Raw genomic sequence first — 19,611 nt, 5'->3', positions numbered from 1 at the left:
AATGTTAAATGCAAACATTTAAAAAACCTGAATCGGTGTTAGTTGTTATTTACTGCCAAACCACTTTGCGTTGTTTGATGATGCAACGCAAAGATGATCCTAATTTTTGGCAGTCAGTAACAGGCAGTTTAGAGAATAACGAATTGCCAATTGAAACGGCAATTCGTGAAGTGTATGAAGAAACAGGTATTGATATTGTTGGTAGTAATTTGTCGTTAGTCGATGCTAAACATGTTGTTGAATTTGAAATTTTTCCACAGTTTAGACATCGATATGCACCACAGGTTAAGATAAATAAAGAACATTGGTTTTATCTGCCTCTGACCACAGAGGTAAAACCTATGTTGAGTGAACATTTAGCCTATCAATGGATGTCAATTCAAGATGCGGCTAATTTGACCTTATCGCCTAATAATCGAGAGGCAATCAAGAAGATTGTAAATTATTAAAATTCAGTTAAGAGGTCAGGCATGAAATTAAATCGTTATATTATGTCAATTTGTTTATCTTTTTTTACCCTAAACAGTTATGCTGAAATAAACATACCAAAGTGTCAGATTAACCAAAATCAATACATGATTTTTGATGAATATGATACTCAAATTGCAGAGAAGATAATTGATTATAAATTACATGATCAACCTGAAAAACGAGCAAGTAGTATTATTAAAATATTTGCTAATGATAATAGTGAAAATCGAAATTACTGGTTAGCTTCTTTTCAATTTGACGATAACACGACGCAATATTTATTCTTTCAAGTTGAACCAGAAAAGTTTATAGAAGTTGATCAAAAACAATTTCAAACCTTATTACCTAAAATTATTGAATGCAATCAGAATAAACAAACGCCCATTTATAGTGAAAATTTTGATGAAGATTAATCCAAGACAGAAGCCAAACCTCATTTAATAAACAAAACCCCTTTGGATTGGGTATCAAAGTAACAGGGAGTAATAGTGAATGAATTTTTCTAATTTTCGTGATTTTTTAACTTATCTTGAGCAACAAGGTGAATTAAAACGCATTACTTATCCTGTTAGTCCTTATCTTGAAATGACCGAAATTGCCGATAGAGTTTTACGTGCACAAGGTCCCGCATTATTATTTGAAAACCCTATTGGTTATACGATGCCTGTACTATGTAATTTATTTGGTACAACAAAACGAGTTGCAATGGCAATGGGGCAAGACGATCCCTCGGCATTACGTGAAATTGGGCAGCTTTTAGCTTTTTTACGTGAACCTGAACCGCCAAAAGGTATTCGACAATTTTTTAATGTTTTACCGAAATATAAGCAGATATTGAATATGCCGGTCAAGCGCCGATCATCGGCCCCTTGTCAAGAAGTAGTATTAAAAGATGAACACGTTGATTTAACACAATTGCCTATTATGCATTGCTGGCCAGAGGATGTAGCTCCGTTACTTTCTTGGGGATTAACTATTACTAAAGGTCCTTATAAAGAAAGGCAAAATGTGGGTATTTATCGATTGCAATTATTAGCTAAAAATAAATTAGTGATGCGCTGGTTATCACATCGAGGTGGTGCGCTTGATTTTGCCGAATGGCAACAAGCTCATCCTCACGAAAAATTTCCAGTGGCAGTGGCTATTGGTGCAGATCCTGCAACAATTTTAGCCGCAGTTACACCCGTACCCGATACTTTACCAGAATACGCATTTGCAGGGTTATTAAGGCAAGGTCGAACCGAGGTAGTTAAAGCATTGTCTAATGACTTAGATTTACCAGCCACAGCAGAAATTATTTTAGAAGGTTATATTGATCCGAATGAAGTGGTACCGGAAGGACCTTATGGTGATCATACCGGTTATTATAATGAAGTTGAACATTTTGCTGTTTTTACTGTGACCCATTTAACTCATCGCAAAGATGCTATTTATCATTCAACTTATACTGGACGGCCACCCGATGAACCGGCTATTATGGGACTCGCGTTAAATGAGGTATTTATTCCTATTTTACAAAAGCAGTTTCCCGAGATTGTAGACTTTTATTTACCGCCAGAAGGATGTTCATATCGAATAGCTGTTGTGACTATCAAAAAGCAGTACCCTGGGCATGCTAAACGTATCATGATGGGGGTTTGGTCCTACTTACGACAGTTTATGTATACCAAGTTTGTCATTGTTTGTGATGATGATATTAATGCACGCGATTGGAAAGATGTTATGTGGGCGATTTCAACACGTATGGATCCTCATCGAGACACCACATTCATTGATAATACTCCGATTGATTATTTAGATTTTGCTTCTCCGGTTTCGGGCTTAGGATCTAAAATGGGATTGGATGCCACAAATAAATGGCCAGGAGAAACTAACCGAGAGTGGGGCAAAATAATTAAAAAAGATCCTAAGGTCGTTGCTTATATTGATGAGATTTGGGATAAACTTGGCGTGTAGCCAGTTGATAACAATGTTTGATAAACAATATCTTTTACATAAATTTACTTAAAATAAACAAAAACTATCACCTTTTTATGCATTTATGTATAATTATTACCCATGTTATGGCAATTAAATAATTATGAAAAAATTTCGAATTTTATTGGCGCTTATGTTTTGGTTTTCTTATGGTGTCTTGGCAAGTGAAACGAAAACTCAGGCAGATACTGAACTGAAGGTTGCAGATCCTGGTTCATTAATCCCTTCTTTACGGGTTTCAGCTGAAAAAGGTGATGCCCAAGCTCAATTCTCATTGGGAACTATTTACAAGCAAGGCTTAGGCGTTGATGTTAGTGATATTCGAGCTTTTTTTTGGTATAAAAAAGCAGCGGATCAAGGATTAGCTAAAGCGCAAAATAATCTGGCTTATATGTATCAAAATGGTTTGGGTACCACAGCTGATCTTGTGCAGGCATTTCAATATTATAAACGCGCAGCAGACCAAAATTATGCCTTAGCTAAATATAATTTGGCGTTAATGTATAAAAATGGTGAAGGGACAACTAAAAATACGTTAAGTGCAATTGATTATTTTACTCAAGCTGGCGAGCAAGGCGTTTTAGATGCTTACCTTAATTTAGGTATCATGTATTTTTTTGGCGATGGTGTAAAAGAAGATAAAATGGTTGCGGCAGATTGGTTTAGTAAGGCCGCTAAAAATAATAATCCAGAAGCGCAATACTATTTAGGTTTGATGTCAGAACATGGTGATGGTTTAACTAAAGATTATGTCGCTGCTACTTATTTTTATACTCAAGCCGCAGAACGAGGGCATGTACTAGCGATGTATAACTTGGGCATTATGTATGCAACAGGAACTGGCACAAAATCTGATAATTCCAAAGCTGCATACTGGTTTACTAAAGCGGCTGAAGCGGGTAATGCTGATGCACAATACAATATTGGCGTGATGTATGAAGTTGGTGGCGGCGTACCAAAAGATACCAAGAAGGCTGTAGAATGGTACATTAAAGCCGCAGAACAAGGTAGTGTTGATGCGCAATATAATTTAGGTATAAAGTACCTTGAAGGCGAAGGGACTGAAAAAAATACCAATCGGGCGATTTATTGGTTTACTAAAGCAAGCGAGCAAGGTGACAAAGATGCTAAAGCTTATTTAGATCAGTTATTATCGGGAAAATAAAAAGAGCAAATTGCTCTTTTTATTTTTTGATGATCCGTTACCCTGAATTACGCATACCAGCAGCAATTCCGGATATAGTAATCATTAATCCTTGTTCAACCGTTGTATTTTCTTCTTCACTGCGATTACGCGAACGTCTCAATAATTCAGCTTGTAATAAGTTTAACGGTTCGATATATGTATTACGTAATGCAACCGATTCAGCAATCCAAGGCAAGTCAGCCATTAAGCTAATATCATCGGTGATAGTTAGTACGGTGTTAATGTCTTGAGTTAATAAATTTCTTAATTCTTCACCTAACGGCCATAAAATCGGATCGACAAGTCTTTGCTCGTAATATTCATGAATATTTGGTGCTGCTTTAGCGTAAACCATTTCTAACATACCTAAACGTGCATTAAAAAACGGCCAATTATGATACATGTCTTTAAGTAAATCTTTTTTTCCTTCTTCAATCACTTGTTTAAGTGCACTACCGGCACCTAACCAAGATGGCACCATCAAACGGTTTTGTGTCCAAGCAAAAATCCACGGAATGGCGCGTAAACTTTCAATACCGCCACCTGTTCGTCGTTTTTGTGGACGAGAACCAAGTGGTAATCGTCCAAGTTCTGCTTCTGGCGTTACTGCTCTAAAATAATCGACAAATTCGGCACGTTCACGTACATAACTTCGATAGCAACGACATGATATATCAGACATTTCATCCATAATATCACGCCATGCTTGTTTAGGCTCTGGTGGAGGTAATAAGTTAGCTTGTAAAATGGCTGATGCATATAGCATCAAACTGCTTAGAGCTACTTCCGGTAAACCCAGTTTAAAGCGGATCATTTCACCTTGTTCTGTCACGCGAAGACCACCTTTTAACGATCCTGGTGGTTGTGAAAGTAATGCCGCATGTGCGGGTGCACCGCCTCGACCTATCGATCCACCTCGCCCATGAAAGAGCACAAGATTGATATTATATTTTTCAAATAGGTGAACCAACTCTTCTTGTGAACGATATTGTGCCCACGATGCAGCGAGCGTACCTGCATCTTTAGCAGAGTCAGAATAACCAATCATGACCATCTGTTTACCTTGAATCTTTTCACGGTACCAAGGAATATCCAGAAGTTTTTGCATGACAGATTTGGCATTATTTAAATCATCTAAGGTTTCAAATAATGGAGCAACAGGGATATTTTTTTGACAGTCGACCATTTTTAAGAGTAGGTAAACCGCTAAAATATCTGAAGGCGCTTTGGCCATTGATATAACATAAGATGCAATCGATTCTTGTCCTGCCTTTTTGATAACACGGCAAGTATCTAAAACTTCTTGTACCATTTCTGGTGGTTGCCAGCGGTAAGGTAATAAAGGGCGATTTGATTGCAATTCTGTTAATAAAAATGCCTGTTTTTCATCTTCAGACCACTGGGCATAACTGCCTAGGTTCAGCTCTTTAGTTAATGCATCTAGTGCTTCAGTATGGACAGCGCTATCTTGGCGAATATCTAACCTGACTAATTGTAAACCGAAGCTTTTTATACGTCGTAACGTATCAAGTAGTGGACCATGTGCTATTGTTGACATGCCATTTTCAATTAATGATTCATAGCAGGTATAAAGTGGTGTCCACAGTTGTTCATTTTTAATTAAGATATCTGTAGGGGGGATGACTTGTTCATTATTCAGTAATGAAACAATATAACTATGGGTTTTCACTAGTCGAGCTCGTAACTGTTTCATCACTGCTCGATAAGGTTCAGAGGCAGATTTATTATTTTCATCTAACAAGTTGATAACCGCTTGGCTACATTCACTCATCGATAATTCACGAACCAGTATTTGAATGTCAGCTAAAAATAACTCAATTGCTTTTAACCTAGCTTGTAACATGACCTTTTCTGTCACTTTAGCTGTTACATTTGGGTTTCCATCACGGTCGCCCCCCATCCATGAGGTAAATTTAATTGGAACATGATCAACCGATAATTGTTCGTTAAATGCATCAACTAATTGATCATTAAATTCACGTAAAAACAGTGGCACCCCTTCCCATAAACTATCTTCAATGACTGAAAATCCCCATTTTGCTTCATCAAGCGGTGTAGGGCGTTTTTTACGGATTTCATCGGTGTACCATGCTTGGCAGACAAGTTGTTTAAGACGGCGCATGATCCGTTCTATTTCGTAATCAGCTAAATCACTATGATCTAATTGAGATAAACAATTATTAATAGCCGTATAGGTATTGATCATTGTTCTGCGGTTAATTTCGGTTGGATGAGCAGTTAATACAAGTTCAATCGAAAGATCATTAATAGCTTGTGTTATGGTTTGATTTGAAAAATTGAGTTTTTTTAATGTACTAAATAATTCCGTCATTTTTTTAGGGCTGCTCGATGCTTCGCCATGAGGAGAAATACCATAATATTCGGCGGCAGTATTAACCAAATTTAAAAATTGATTAAATGCTCGAGCAACATGTAACAAATCTTCATCATTTAAATTTTCAATCAATTTAAGTAATTCATTATGGGCTTGTTTATTACCTTGCTGTGCTGATTTCGATAATTGTCTTATTTCTTCCACTAAATCAAATGTTTCATTACCAGTGGCGCGTTTAATTGCATCACCGAGTAAAGTCCCTAGCATATTGACGTTGCTTCTCATTGAGGAATATTCACTGTTCATTCTGTTCTCATTTTCATAATTATGGCTAACTAAACTTTAAACTGTAAAACGATTATTACAATTTAAAGGCTAAGATATAAGTCATTGCTAATTTGTTTAAGATATATACTTTATAACAATACCACATTGAATTTAAATCATAAAATTTTATATTCTTTATTGTTTTAATTGTTTTAATTATATTCTCATCATTATCTAAATAGATAAAAAAATTAATTAAGCGTATTTTTTAGTCAGATTATGTTTTTAAATGCTTGTTTTCTGTTAACAGATTGTCTGTAAACTGTATCTTAATAGGATTTGGGTATATACTAAGGCAATGATTAATGTATATTGGATTGTTATTTGATGCTTATTGTTTTCTATATTGCGTCGATTATTACTGTTATTGCCAGTATAAAAGTGATTAGTTGCTTACGTGTTGATAAAGCCATTTTATACCTTATTATTGCGCTTTTCGCTTCAGCTTTAATATTTATTTTACTCGATACGTATTTTTCTGCTGTTTTATACATTATTTTATTTATTGGTGGCACAGTGATGTTATTTTTATCTGTTGCAACTATTCTACGAATTCGTGTCGACAATGTTGAGAATAAAAAGCGAGGCATCAGTCCTAAAATTTGGCTAGGCCCATTAGTTTTAGCTTTTATTTTATTAGTCGTACTGATTTATGGAGTAGTGAGTACTGACTATTCTCAGATTAAAGAGTCACATGAGTTAATGCATGAAATGTCAGTATATGCTTACATTTTAATGTCTGAATTGGCTGTTTTTTTGTTGTTAGGTGCAGTTGTTATTGCTTATCATTTTATGCATCGGCTATTGTCGGAGAAATAATATGATTCCTTTAATGCATTGTCTTATTCTTGCGTCTGTATTATTTGTAATTGGCTTATTAGGGGTGATGATTCGACGTAATTTTTACTTTCTACTATTAAGCCTTATGATTATGAATAATGGCGCTATCGTCGCTGTGGTTGCTGCTAGTAGTTATTGGCAACAGCCAGAAGGACAAATTCTGGCTATTTTAGCTGTCATTACTGTATTAGCGCAAGCGTGTGTTGGGCTTGCGTTGCTGATGAAATTAATATACCGCCGTAAAATATTTAATATTGACTCATTGAGTGAAATGAAAGGATGAACTTACTTTATTTAACTATTATTGTTCCTTTAGTCTCTTTTTTATTATTAGTTTGTCTAGGGAGACATATTCGGTCAATTAATGTCATGATTATTGGCTTTAGCACAATGCTAATTGTTGCTCTTATTACGCTATTTTCATGTATTGATTTTAGTAAAAATACTGTACCTGATATGACGTTAGTCTATAGCCGACCACTTTGGAATTGGTTTTCAGTCGGTGATTTTGTTGTTCCTTTATCTTTAACGCTAGATGGTTTATCGCTTACTTTTCTGGTGTTAATTGCCTTTTTTGGTCTATTAATTTATTTTTTTGCAGCCTGTTATTTAACCTCAAAAAAAGATATTTATAATTTTTATGCGTATAGTAATTTATTAATTGCTAGTATGCTAACTATTGTACTAGTTGATAATCTCTTAGTTATGTTAATTGGTTGGGAGGGGGTAAGTTTAAGTACTTACTTACTTATTGGTATTTATTATAAGCAGGTGCGTAATGGTTATGCTGCTGTTAAAGCCTTTGTTATCATGCATTTAACCGATATCTTTCTTATTATTGGTATTTTTTTACTGTATCAAACTTTAGATACGTTAAATATTCGTGACATTTTAACTCAAGCTCATGATAATCTAGCTATCGATTCAGATGTTATTTTTTGGATAACATTGATGTTATTTTTAGGGGCAATAAGTAAATCTGCACTATTCCCTATGCACTCATGGTTTGTTGAAACAACATTAGCACCTATGCCAGCAGTGGCTTTGCTGCAATCATCTACGGTTATTTTAGCAGGGGTATATTTGGTTCTACGTTTAAGTAATTTGTTTATGATGTCGAGTGATACGTTAGCCATTATGACAATTATTTCTTCGTTAACCGTATTATTTGCTAGTTCAATTGCTCTAGTTCAAAGTGATATTAAGCGTATAATCACTTTTACTAACCTTGCTCAGCTTAGTTACTTATTTTATGCGTTTTCCACACAAAGTTGGAATTTATCACTCAATTGTTTAATCAATTATGCGGTAACCAGCTCTTTACTCATTTTTGCCTCTGCGATTTTAATTAAAAAATGTCATGGTGAGCGTGATATCAACAAGCTTGGTGGATTAGTCAAATCATTCCCAATGTTGTATGCCATATTTTTGCTTGTTATGTTGTCATTAAGTGCCATGCCTTGGATCTCCGCCTCTTTTTATATCAAAGGTGATATTATTTGGGGGCTAATGGCTAAAGATCATCTCATGGCTGGTACTATCGGTTTATTAGGTATTTTGTTATCAAGCTTAAGTATTTGGCGACTAATTTTTACCGCATTTTATCATAAACCAAAGATTTTTGACTTTAATAGAACAATGTGGATAAGTTATTGTCCAGCCTTTATCCTATTGATTTTTACAACAGCAATTTTTATCTATTTCCCGCTACCTGTTCAAGGGCTTATTCCTATTGCTGAACTTGATACTAACGGTCAGTTATCGTTTCAATTACTACTCGCTGCTGTAACATTATTGAGTTTTCTTATCGCCTATATTTTGTACGCACATCCGAATAGTGAAGTGCAAGAAATACTTAATACACCAATGATTAAATTCTTTGCGCGATTATGTAATGGCGATTGGCGCTTTGATTATGTTGTCAGTTACTTATTTGTTAAACCTTATCTATTTTTAGCTAACCTACTTAAACAAGATCCTTTAGCATTATGGGATAATTGGATAATGTTAGGGATAAAGAAAGTTAACTCATATATTGTCAGCTTAGAAAATGGGCATATAAGGTGGTATATGGTTTCAATTGTCATGGGAAGCATTATTATATTAATGTTACTCGTTTTTATTTAATAAAGGTGTAATCTTTCATGTTGTTATCGCTTGTATTCTTACCTGTAATAGGCGGATTTATTAGTTGGTTATGCCATGTTTTTTTATTGCGAATTGTTAGAACTTCTTATCTACCATCGCGTTGGTATAAGTTACCAATGGTCATTGCATTTCTGACAATTTTAATTACGTTAATGCTTGCTTTAATCTTATGGTTAGATGGATTAACGGTATTACAACAAGGTAATAACTGGCTTGAAGAAGTGAATATTGAATGGATTCCTTTGCTAAATATTCATTTCCATTTGGTATTAGATGGCTTATCGTTGGTGATAATTGCTTCCACACTTTTTATTGTATTACTGACAATTGTTTATTCCAGTAAAGAAAGTTTGAATAATTTTGGTTTGTTTTATTTATGCATTTTATTTATGACATCAGCTATTATGATGTTATTTGTTATCACCGATCTGTTTTTGATGTTCTTTTTTTGGGAAGCGGTAGCAATTCCTATTTATTTTATCATTTCTTTATGGGGGCGTCGCGACTCAAGTTCCCAATTGCGTTTTAATGGTGCGAGCAAATTTTTGATTTATACTCAAATTAGTAGTTTGTTAATGTTAATATCCATTGTGTCATTAGCGTTAATTAATTGGAATTTAACGGGTCATTGGACTTTTGATTATCAAGTTTTAACCAAAACCCCCATTTCTAGCTATACTGAATTTTTACTAATGCTCGGTTTTTTAGCCGCTTTTATTGTACGCATCCCTTTTGTACCATTTCATCGCTGGTTTATTGATGCCCATATTGAATCATCCACTTCGGGATCAATGATGATTAGTGGTTTGCTTCTGACAACAGCTACCTTTGGGCTATTTAGAATTGTGATTCCTCTGTTTCCAAATGCTTCAGTTATGATTATGCCATTAATCTTAATATTAGCATTATTTACTTTGGTTTATGCAGCGCTATTAGCGTTTAATCAAACTGATATCAAAAAGTTAATTGCTTATGTACATATTGCTTTGATGGGCTATATGACAGCAATTATCTACAGTGGTTCAGTGATTGCTTATCAAGGTATTGTGATACAAATGATTGCCATTAATTTAGTTATCGTTGGCATGTTTATAATTAGTGGACTGTTAGTTGAATGTTACTCAACGCGTAATATTAATCAATTTACAGGTCTTAAACAGAAAGTTCGTTATCTTTCTACATTTACCTTATTTTTTATTTTGGCTATTTTAGGTATTCCAGGTACTGCTAATTTTGTTGGCAACTATATGATGTTACTTGGTAGCTATACATCATTCTCTTATTACACTATTTTGTTAGTGATTGGTTTACTCTTATTGTCAATTTCATTGATTATTCGCATGCAACCAATTTTTTATGGTGTTGTAGAAAGAAATCATTCAGCTAAATATCACCTTAGTAGAAAAGATATTTCATTATTAACTAGTGTATTAATGGTATTAGTTTTTATTGGCTTATACCCACAAATAGTGTTGGATATGTCATATTCTGTTGTCAACCAAACCCAACAATACATTACAGCAGAGCGCGCGGGAGAGTAATAACTTATGATAGCCTTATCGCCGATATTTGTTTTAAGCTTTACTATCATTGTTTTGCTTATTGCCCTATTTTTTCTGAAAATGAACACAAAAGGGTGCGCTTTTTTAACCGTGTGTGGTTTAGTTTGTGCATTGCTATGTTCTTCCATGATTGGTTACAAAATATCGTTTAATACCCAGATGATAACAGATATAAGCAGCGATAATATGCAAATATCTTTAAATTCGGATGTAACAACCAAAGCAGACTCTGTACCAAATAATGAGGAAACAATTGCTGTTGATGCTGTGCCCACTGAGCCCGAAACAAAGGCTGATGATAACGCTCAACAAAACAATCAAACTGATGTTAATTCCAACACAACCTCAGATACTAATAATGAAAATATTGAAGATAAATCGAACACAGATCCATCAATGGAAGAATGGAAAGCGCATCAAATTACTGCCTTATTTACTTGTGATGGTTATGGATTGCTTTATACCAGTTTAATTTTAATCATTGCAATTACAGTATCTTGCTTAGCCTATCGTTGGTTTGTCCATGAAAGAATTGCTCATGGTTTGTTTTATGTTATTTTACTCTTTATGACATTAGGCGGCGTTACACTAGTCTATGCTAGCCATTTGATCTCTTTTTTTGTTGGCATTGAATTACTTTCAATTCCATTTGTTGGGTTAATTGGCTATCAATATATACAAACTCACTCCTTAGAAGCTGCCGTTAAATATATGATTTTATCCGCTGTGGCTAGTGTGTTTTTATTGATGGGCATTGCCTTTTATTATGCAACAACTGGCGAGCTAACTTTTAGCGGGTTAAGTTACCAACTTTCAACTATGTCTTACCCAAGTAATTTATTACTAATGGGCGTTTGTTTAATGTTAGTTGGGATTGGTTTTAAACTTTCATTAGTGCCTTTTCAGTTATGGTTGCCCGATGTTTATCAAGGTGCACCGACAGTTGTTGCTCTATTATTATCAACAGTAGGAAAGGTCGCACTATTTTGTGCTATTGCAAGGTTGTTTTTATTGGCACCGATTGTTAATAATGAAACCATTCGAATGATACTTGTTATCATGGCACTATTATCAATACTATGGGGAAATTTAATTGCTTTAATGCAAAGTAGTCTAAAACGGCTATTAGCGTATTCCTCCATTGCACATTTTGGTTATTTACTCATTGCCTTAATTGCTGTGCAATATCAAGTATTAGCTTTAGAAACAATTGGGGTATACTTAATTAGCTATATTTTAGCCAATATCTGCATATTAGGCGTGATTAGTTTAGAATCACATTCTGATGAATTGCAAGATCATGAAAACGAAGTGGATTTATCGGGATTATTCTGGCGTAGACCTATCTTAGCATTAACGATGGCCGTTGGATTATTATCGTTAGCTGGAGTCCCCCTTACAGCAGGGTTTGTTGGTCGTTTTCTATTAGTACTGTTGGGGGTAACTGCTGAATTATGGTGGTTAATTGCTGCAGTGGTAATTGGTAGCGCTCTAGGTTTATATTTTTATGCACGCTTAATTATTAATCTTTATATTAGGCCTTCTTGTCGAGACGATCAGATATTAAATAGTGCTATTATCAAACTAAAATGGCAGGATATTAAAATAAGCGAACTCATTATTGCGTTGTCTGCCTTATTAATTCTCATTTGTGGTATTTATCCTAAATGGCTATTTAATTTAGTGAGTATGGCGCAATATCTGACGACTTAATAAGCGTTTTTCGCCTTAAAAAGTTTTTACAGTTAGATTGAAATTGATTTGAACAATGTACTTGGGTCTTTTTTATATTAGAAAATATCTGTTACCTTAAACATTTTGACAAGAAATAGTTAATAATAGATTTAGTTATTGTGTTATAATTCCGACCTTTAATATTTTATTTGAATCAAGAGGACCTATATGGACTTTTTAATTTCTAATGCTTATGCAACTGAAGGGGCTGCGGCTGAAAGCAATCCTTATTTTTTACCTATCATGTTGGTTGTGTTTGGTCTGTTTTTCTATTTTATGATTATGCGCCCACAACAAAAACGTGCTAAAGCCCATCGTGAACTTATGGCTTCGATTTCAAAAGGTGACGAAGTGTTAACCAATGGTGGACTTATTGGTCGTGTATCTAAAGTTAACGACAATGGTTATATTGCGTTAGAGTTAAATGATACAACAGAGGTTGTTATCAAACGTGACTTTATCACATCTGTTTTACCAAAAGGGACAATGAAGTCACTATAATAGCAAAAGCTGTTATAGTTCATTGTGTTAATTAGCTAATTCCACAAGAGAATATGTCGTGTTAAATCGCTATCCTTTGTGGAAGTACATTATGTTGGTCGTCGTTATTCTTGCCGGCCTACTTTATGCACTTCCAAATATTTATGGTGAAGATCCCGCTATACAAATTTCCGGTTCAAATACTGCTGAAATTAATGTTGCTACCCAAGATAAAATTAAAAAACTCTTGACTGATAATCATATAGAACCTAAATCATTTGTCTTTGAAAATAAATCTATTTTAATTCGTGTAGGTGATAATGATACTCAGCTCAAAGCCAAAGAGTTAATATCACAAGAGTTAGGGAATGATTATATTGTTGCACTCAATTTAGCACCAGCAACTCCAGCTTGGTTAACGGCTTTAGGTGCCGAACCAATGAAACTTGGTCTTGATTTACGTGGTGGTGTTCACTTCTTAATGGAAGTTGATATGACAACAGCACTCAGTAAGCTCATTGAACAATCGACTGAAAATTTGAAATTTGAGTTAACAAATAGCAAATTAAATTATGCAGCCATCAATAAAGAGGGCAATCAACAAATTGTTGTGCAATTTGCGAATATTGAAGATCGTAATAAAGCTATCACTAAAATTAATGGTTTACCAGATTACAAACTTACCTCACAAACTGAAAATAGTATTACTATCAATATCAGTGAACAGCGTTTACAACAAGCCAAAAATGATGCTGTTCAACAAAATACCACTATTTTACGTAATCGTGTAAATCAATTAGGTGTTGCCGAGCCTATTGTGCAGCGTCAAGGTTCAGATCGCATTGTGGTGGAATTACCGGGTATTCAAGACACTGCTTTAGCTAAACGTATTTTGGGGGCAACAGCCACCCTTGAGTTTAGACAAGTAAATGAAGATAACACCCCTAATTTACCCGCTATTATCAAAGGCGATATGCGCGTACCATATGGTTCTGAAATCAAATATATGGAAAACGGGCGCCCTGTTTTGCTCTATAAACGTGTAGTACTAACTGGTGATCACATTACTGATTCTTCATTCCGAGTCAATGAATATAGCCAACCAGAAGTTGCTATTACGCTTGATAGTTCTGGTGGTAAAACGATGCTAGATTTTACTCAGAAAAATCTCAAAAAATCGATGGCAACGTTATTTGTCGAATATAAAGATACAGGAAAACGTGACGAAAATGATAAACCTATTCTTGAAAAACAAGAGCGGGTAATCAATGTTGCGACAATTCAAGGTATTTTTAGTGATCGTTTTCAGGTGACAGGGATAAGTAGTGTTGATGAAGCTAAAAATCTATCCCTACTATTACGAGCTGGCGCCTTAATTGCACCGATTCAAATTATCGAAGAGCGTACAGTTGGACCATCAATGGGACAAGAGAATATCACACAAGGTTTAGAGTCTTGTGTTTGGGGACTACTCATTTCTGTCTTCTTTATGCTCATTGTTTATCGTCTATTTGGTGTGTTTGCTAGCCTTGCGTTGGTTGCCAACTTAATACTAATTGTGGGCGCTATGTCATTATTACCAGGCGCAACATTAAGTATGCCAGGTATTGCAGGGATTGTATTAACAGTAGGTATGGCCGTTGATGCTAACGTTCTTATCAATGAACGAATTAAAGAAGAGCTCAGTAATGGTCGCGGTGTACAACATGCCATTAATGAAGGTTATGCTGGGGCTTGGAGTAGTATTTTCGATGCGAATATTACGACATTAATTACCGCGGTTATTCTTTATGCTGTGGGTACTGGCTCGATTAAAGGATTTGCTATCACCTTGGGTATCGGTATTGTAACATCGATGTTTACATCGATCGTAGGTACTCGTGCATTAGCTAATTTGATTTATGGCGGTCGTCGCGTTAATAAGTTATCAATTTAGAGGTTTATTGTGACTGTTGATAAAAAAGAAAATCATGATGTTAGAGAACTAAATCATGGACGCAGAGTGCTCGACTTTTTAAAATTTGGTTTTATCGCTTTTGTGATTTCAATGCTACTCGTAGTCGCATCAGTTGTCGTTATCTTTGTTAAGGGTTTTAATCTTGGACAAGATTTCACCGGCGGTACAACCGTTGAAATTACGGTGACAAAAGCAGTTAATCTTGATGATCTGCGTAATAGTTTACGGGACGCCGGTTATCATGAGCCCGTCGTGCAATACTATGGTAGCAGTAAAGATATTATCATTCGATTGGCTGCGGCTAAACAAGAAAACGGTACGGTATCATCTGTTATTGATAATGCGTTAGGCAGTAAAATTTCTAATTTAATCCATAAAGATATTGATGCTGATGCGCAGATTAAACGTATTGAATTTGTAGGTCCGACTGTTGGTGCTGAATTAGCACAAGATGGTATCTTAGCGATTTGCGCTGCGTTAATTTGTATCTTGATCTATATCGCGTTTCGTTTTGAATGGCGATTTGGTACGGGTGCAGTAGTTGCATTAGCGCATGATGTTGTGATAACTGCTGGTTATTTATCGTTATTTCAACGTGAATTAGATCTAACGATTATTGCTGCAATGTTATCCATCATTGGCTATTCTCTTAACGATACCATTGTTGTATTTGACCGAATTCGTGAAAACTTTAGAAAAATTCGTCGAGCTTCTCCTTATGATGTCATTAATATTTCGTTAACCCAGACTTTACACCGCACTCTGATGACTTCAGGAACAACGCTTGCAGTTGTGATTATCCTGTATATTTTTGGCGGTTCAATGTTAAAAGGTTTTTCTGAAACATTAGGCGTTGGTATTATTTTAGGGACAATTTCATCAATTTATGTTGCTGCTTATATGTCACTTAAATTAGGTATAAAACGCGAACATTTTATGCCACCAAAAGTGGAAGTTGAAGGCGCAGATCAACCATCGATTTTACGTTAGTTATATAAAGCTCTTTCACATAGTGAAAGGGCTTTATTTGATTGTTTTTTTAACAATTAACATCAAATAGATTGACACCTATGGTCTAGTTGCATATCATTACCACCAGTTTTTATCCCTTTCTATATGGGGCCATAGCTCAGCTGGGAGAGCGCAACGCTGGCAGCGTTGAGGTCAGGGGTTCGATCCCCCTTGGCTCCACCAATTCAATATTTAATAAAATTTTAATATTGATTTTGGGTATATAAAGCTTACAAAGCTTATAACTGCTTTTCTTTGATTATTATTTTAGTTCGTGAGTTACCATTTCAATTACTATTTTTATATAGCTTAACGGCAACTATATTGTAATTTTGTCAGATACTCCGTCTATTAATATTCAATTATTTTACTAATCTAACAAAAGGAATATCTTATGAAAAAATTCATATCAGTATTTTTCTTGTTTATGACATGTATTAGTTATAGTTATGCTGATTCACTACAAGAAAGTTTTAAAAAACAGCCTTCATCCTCCAGTAATCCTAAATTTACTGAATATAAAGCTCAATTAGCTAATGATTTATTTTTGTCTTTTTTTGTTGATGATCAAGAACAAAAAGCGGTTCCTGTTTTAATCAAAGAGGGTAAAAAATACCAACCAATTAGTATTAAATATTGTATTAAAAATACTGATGAGTGTTGGCGGCAAATCATTTATCACAACGCTTTATCTCATATCACAAGTAATTTAGATAAACCCGAAAATAGAAAAGATTTACTGATATGGAAGATTGAATATATTGATAATAATCAATTAAATGAAACTGACTTTTTACAAACGCCACTGACAGGTGCTTTACCGAATGGTGATGATGATTATGATCCTTATATTCTTTGGCAATCTGATTTAAGTCTTTATTAATAATATTACCGGTTCATTTTATTGGTTGGTCGCTAAGTTAATATAATGTAGATAAAATTTAATAAATCTAATTTTTTAATCTTTAATTATATTAACTTACGCGAAATTTTTTGATATCGAAATTTTTTATATTGAGTATTTGATCATATTGTTAAATTGTATAACGCATTTAGCTACATAGAATATCTTATCATTTTTATCATTGTTGTGGTTGCTCACTAAATTAGTGTTAAATAACTGCACAAAATGTTATTGTTATTTGCGCACTAAAGATTCGTCTATTCTTATTAACATATTTCAATTGATATTGTTAACAATCTACATAGACTCCGGCAAATACATACTCTTTTCACCTGTATCCATAATATTATTTAATTTCAAATGTTATTTTAATTATTATGTACTATGGCTAACTTTATCAATTATTACGGTTGATCATGGATAATGAGATTTAAATACTGCTATAGCACAAGATATAACACCCTATTTAATTTTAGTGTTTACTAAATAAACTTAATATAGCGACGTTATCATGATAACGAAAATTGATTGATGTTATTGTCGGCATTTATGATTAAATTGAATAATTTAATTTTGCTCATTTAATGGAAGTTTGGCAAAATAGATAACATTATTATCAATAGTCTATTAACTCTATAATTTTGATAAAAGTGTTAAGCTTAAAACTATTTATTAAGCTAATTGAATAGGAATAGCATTAGGATGATCAACCAAATCAAACAAAAATTATCTACAATACTTGTATCAAGTTGTATGAGTGGGTTGGTCATGTGTTCGTTAGCGGTTAATGCTCAAGAAAATCAACAAAATATACCCCAAAGCAACGCTGCACCGAATGTACTTTCAATAAATGAATCTAATGACAATAACTTAATAGATTTTGTTGGTCCAAAGCCAGTAACTGAAAAAATTTATCACCAAACTGTTTTTTCGCTATTAGGTGAACCTAAATATCACGATGGTTTTCAATATGTTAATTACGTTAATCCTTATGCGCCAAAAGGTGGCATAATTAAATTAGCAGAAATTGGTACTTTTGATAATTTTAATCGTTATGCTAGTCGAGGAGCCCCCGAAAAAAACTCAGGATCATTATATGATACTTTGTTCACAAATTTAGCTGATGATATTACAAGTTTTTATCCGCTTATTGCTACCTCGATTACTTATTCCGACAAATATCGTTGGGCTGAAGTTTCAATTAACCCCAAGGCACGTTTTCAAGATGGAAAACCTATAACCGCACAAGATGTTGAATTTACCTTTCATAAATTTATGACAGAAGGTGTTCCACAGTATCGAGTATATAATCAGGGCATTAGTGTTAACGCTATTGATAATTATCATTTGCGCGTTGAGCTACCAGCAAGCGATCGTGAAAAATTGCTATCCTTCGTTGGTAATCTGCCGGTTATTCCAAAACATTTTTGGCAAGATCGTAATTTTTCAGAACCATTAACTATTCCTCCAGTTGGCAGTGGTCCTTATTTTATTAGCGATTATAAAATGGGACAATTTGTTGTGTATAAACGTAACCCTAATTATTGGGCTGTGGATTTACCGGTAAATAGGGGAATGAATAATTTTGATGAAAAACGTATTGAGTATTATATGGATAGCAGTGTTTCGTTAGAAGCATTTAAAGCCGGTGAGTATGATTTTCGTGGAGAAGGCCAACCCAAAAATTGGTTTACCCAATATCAGGGGCAGTATTTTGATGCCAAGGATATTATCAAACAAGAAAAATCTGTACAAACAGCAACCGATAGCAAATGGTTAGCGTTTAACTTGCAAAAAGATCTGTTTAAAGATATTAATGTACGTAAAGCCATTACGCTGGCATTTGATTTTGAATGGTTAAATCACGCTTTTTATTACGATAGTTATAAAAGGCCTTATAGTTTTTTCGAAAATACCATTTATGCAGCGATTGGTAAGCCAAGCGAACAAGAATTAAAGTGGTTAATGCCGTATAAAAACATTATTCCCGATGCTGTGTTTGGTGATGCTTATTATGTGCCTAAAAGTGATGGTCAGGGTTTTAATCGCAATAATTTATTAACTGCAGCTGAATTATTAAAACAAGCGGGATGGATTATCAAAAATGGTCAACTAGTGAATACAACAACCAATCAGCCTTTTGAGTTTGAATTGGTTACCTATCTTGGCGATGATATTAAATATGCTATTCCTTTTCAGCAAAATTTAGCCCGTTTAGGTATTACCATGAAGATTGTTTCACTTGATTACACTCAAGTGACTCGTCGCTTACGTGAACGCGATTACGATATGATGCCACGGACTTATAATGCGTTTAATTATCCAACATCAGATTTGATGATTTTATGGGGTAGTGAGTATCTCAATTCATCATGGAATGGTTCAGGACTACATAACCAAGCAATCGATAGTATTATTGATGAAATAACTAAGAATGTTGGTAATCAAGCTGAGTTAATTTCGCTTGGTCGAGCGCTAGATCGCATCTTAACGCAAGAGTATCCTATGATTCCAATGTGGTATAACAGTAAAACCTATTATGCTTATTGGAACAAATTTGGGCAGCCAGCGATTCAGCCAACTTACGCTATTGGTGTCGATAGTTGGTGGTACGATGCTGACAAAGCAGCTAACCTGACAAAGAATCGGAAACATTAA

15 protein-coding genes and 1 tRNA gene are annotated in these 19,611 nt (G+C 34.5%); 15 read left to right on the top strand and 1 reads right to left on the bottom strand.

The window, feature by feature from the left end:
• Positions 1-8: 8 nt before the first annotated feature.
• From nudB to J3U56_RS04640, 4 genes are all read left to right on the top strand, one after another.
• Positions 9-449, top strand: a complete 441-nt coding sequence (gene nudB / locus J3U56_RS04655) for a dihydroneopterin triphosphate diphosphatase (protein ID WP_267334459.1) — start codon at positions 9-11, stop codon at positions 447-449.
• A gap of 21 nt (positions 450-470) precedes the next feature.
• Positions 471-884 (top strand): hypothetical protein, encoded by a 414-nt coding sequence (locus J3U56_RS04650; protein ID WP_267334457.1) that lies wholly within the window; start codon positions 471-473, stop codon positions 882-884.
• 79 nt (positions 885-963) lie between these two features.
• On the top strand, positions 964-2,427 hold the full coding sequence (ubiD, locus tag J3U56_RS04645) for a 4-hydroxy-3-polyprenylbenzoate decarboxylase (protein WP_267334455.1): 1,464 nt from the start codon (positions 964-966) through the stop codon (positions 2,425-2,427).
• A 124-nt stretch (positions 2,428-2,551) separates the two neighbouring features.
• On the top strand, positions 2,552-3,613 hold the full coding sequence (locus J3U56_RS04640; RefSeq protein ID WP_267334453.1) for an SEL1-like repeat protein: 1,062 nt from the start codon (positions 2,552-2,554) through the stop codon (positions 3,611-3,613).
• 37 nt (positions 3,614-3,650) lie between these two features.
• On the opposite strand, the gene ppc is transcribed toward J3U56_RS04640, so the two are convergent.
• Positions 3,651-6,296 (bottom strand): phosphoenolpyruvate carboxylase, encoded by a 2,646-nt coding sequence (gene ppc, locus J3U56_RS04635; RefSeq protein WP_267344004.1) that lies wholly within the window; start codon positions 6,294-6,296, stop codon positions 3,651-3,653.
• Between the two features lie 348 nt (positions 6,297-6,644).
• Here ppc and J3U56_RS04630 point away from each other — a divergent pair, with 348 nt between their 5' ends.
• The 11 genes from J3U56_RS04630 to J3U56_RS04580 all read left to right on the top strand — a co-directional run bounded on the left by J3U56_RS04630 (position 6,645) and on the right by J3U56_RS04580 (position 19,611).
• Entirely contained in the window at positions 6,645-7,136 is a 492-nt protein-coding gene (locus J3U56_RS04630; protein ID WP_267334449.1) for an NADH-quinone oxidoreductase subunit J, read from the top strand.
• A 1-nt stretch (position 7,137) separates the two neighbouring features.
• Entirely contained in the window at positions 7,138-7,440 is a 303-nt protein-coding gene (gene nuoK / locus J3U56_RS04625; RefSeq protein ID WP_267344003.1) for an NADH-quinone oxidoreductase subunit NuoK, read from the top strand.
• Positions 7,437-9,284, top strand: a complete 1,848-nt coding sequence (locus J3U56_RS04620) for an NADH-quinone oxidoreductase subunit L (protein ID WP_267334445.1) — start codon at positions 7,437-7,439, stop codon at positions 9,282-9,284. The genes nuoK and J3U56_RS04620 overlap by 4 nt, the downstream gene beginning before the upstream one ends.
• 17 nt (positions 9,285-9,301) lie before the next feature.
• Positions 9,302-10,846 (top strand): complex I subunit 4 family protein, encoded by a 1,545-nt coding sequence (locus J3U56_RS04615; RefSeq protein WP_267334443.1) that lies wholly within the window; start codon positions 9,302-9,304, stop codon positions 10,844-10,846.
• 207 nt (positions 10,847-11,053) lie between these two features.
• Positions 11,054-12,580 carry an NADH-quinone oxidoreductase subunit N gene (locus J3U56_RS04610; RefSeq protein WP_267366851.1) on the top strand — a complete coding sequence of 509 codons (1,527 nt, stop codon included), beginning with the start codon at positions 11,054-11,056 and terminating at the stop codon, positions 12,578-12,580.
• A gap of 189 nt (positions 12,581-12,769) precedes the next feature.
• The gene (yajC, locus tag J3U56_RS04605) at positions 12,770-13,102 is read left to right on the top strand and encodes a preprotein translocase subunit YajC (protein WP_267334439.1); all 333 of its coding nucleotides are present in this window, start codon (positions 12,770-12,772) and stop codon (positions 13,100-13,102) included.
• A gap of 58 nt (positions 13,103-13,160) precedes the next feature.
• On the top strand, positions 13,161-15,017 hold the full coding sequence (gene secD, locus J3U56_RS04600) for a protein translocase subunit SecD (protein ID WP_267334437.1): 1,857 nt from the start codon (positions 13,161-13,163) through the stop codon (positions 15,015-15,017).
• Positions 15,018-15,026: 9 nt separating this feature from the next.
• Positions 15,027-16,028 carry a protein translocase subunit SecF gene (gene secF, locus J3U56_RS04595; protein WP_267334435.1) on the top strand — a complete coding sequence of 334 codons (1,002 nt, stop codon included), beginning with the start codon at positions 15,027-15,029 and terminating at the stop codon, positions 16,026-16,028.
• Between the two features lie 128 nt (positions 16,029-16,156).
• Positions 16,157-16,232 (top strand) — tRNA-Ala (locus J3U56_RS04590).
• Between the two features lie 211 nt (positions 16,233-16,443).
• Entirely contained in the window at positions 16,444-16,932 is a 489-nt protein-coding gene (locus J3U56_RS04585; protein ID WP_267344001.1) for a hypothetical protein, read from the top strand.
• Between the two features lie 723 nt (positions 16,933-17,655).
• On the top strand, positions 17,656-19,611 hold the full coding sequence (locus tag J3U56_RS04580; RefSeq protein ID WP_267333638.1) for an extracellular solute-binding protein: 1,956 nt from the start codon (positions 17,656-17,658) through the stop codon (positions 19,609-19,611).

The sequence above is a fragment of the Gilliamella sp. B2824 genome, assembly GCF_026536245.1.
Taxonomy (GTDB): Bacteria; Pseudomonadota; Gammaproteobacteria; order Enterobacterales; family Orbaceae; genus Gilliamella.
This window is presented reverse-complemented; position numbering and strand designations above follow the sequence as displayed.

Coding starts and splice junctions, on each gene's coding strand:
- nudB (WP_267334459.1), top strand. CDS start 9: ATGCAAACATTTAAAAAACCTGAATCGGTGTTAGTTGTTATTTACTGC.
- yajC (WP_267334439.1), top strand. CDS start 12,770: ATGGACTTTTTAATTTCTAATGCTTATGCAACTGAAGGGGCTGCGGCT.
- nuoK (WP_267344003.1), top strand. CDS start 7,138: ATGATTCCTTTAATGCATTGTCTTATTCTTGCGTCTGTATTATTTGTA.
- ubiD (WP_267334455.1), top strand. CDS start 964: ATGAATTTTTCTAATTTTCGTGATTTTTTAACTTATCTTGAGCAACAA.
- J3U56_RS04615 (WP_267334443.1), top strand. CDS start 9,302: ATGTTGTTATCGCTTGTATTCTTACCTGTAATAGGCGGATTTATTAGT.
- ppc (WP_267344004.1), bottom strand. CDS start 6,296: ATGAACAGTGAATATTCCTCAATGAGAAGCAACGTCAATATGCTAGGG.
- J3U56_RS04650 (WP_267334457.1), top strand. CDS start 471: ATGAAATTAAATCGTTATATTATGTCAATTTGTTTATCTTTTTTTACC.
- J3U56_RS04620 (WP_267334445.1), top strand. CDS start 7,437: ATGAACTTACTTTATTTAACTATTATTGTTCCTTTAGTCTCTTTTTTA.
- J3U56_RS04640 (WP_267334453.1), top strand. CDS start 2,552: ATGAAAAAATTTCGAATTTTATTGGCGCTTATGTTTTGGTTTTCTTAT.
- J3U56_RS04630 (WP_267334449.1), top strand. CDS start 6,645: ATGCTTATTGTTTTCTATATTGCGTCGATTATTACTGTTATTGCCAGT.
- J3U56_RS04580 (WP_267333638.1), top strand. CDS start 17,656: ATGATCAACCAAATCAAACAAAAATTATCTACAATACTTGTATCAAGT.
- J3U56_RS04585 (WP_267344001.1), top strand. CDS start 16,444: ATGAAAAAATTCATATCAGTATTTTTCTTGTTTATGACATGTATTAGT.
- J3U56_RS04610 (WP_267366851.1), top strand. CDS start 11,054: ATGCAAATATCTTTAAATTCGGATGTAACAACCAAAGCAGACTCTGTA.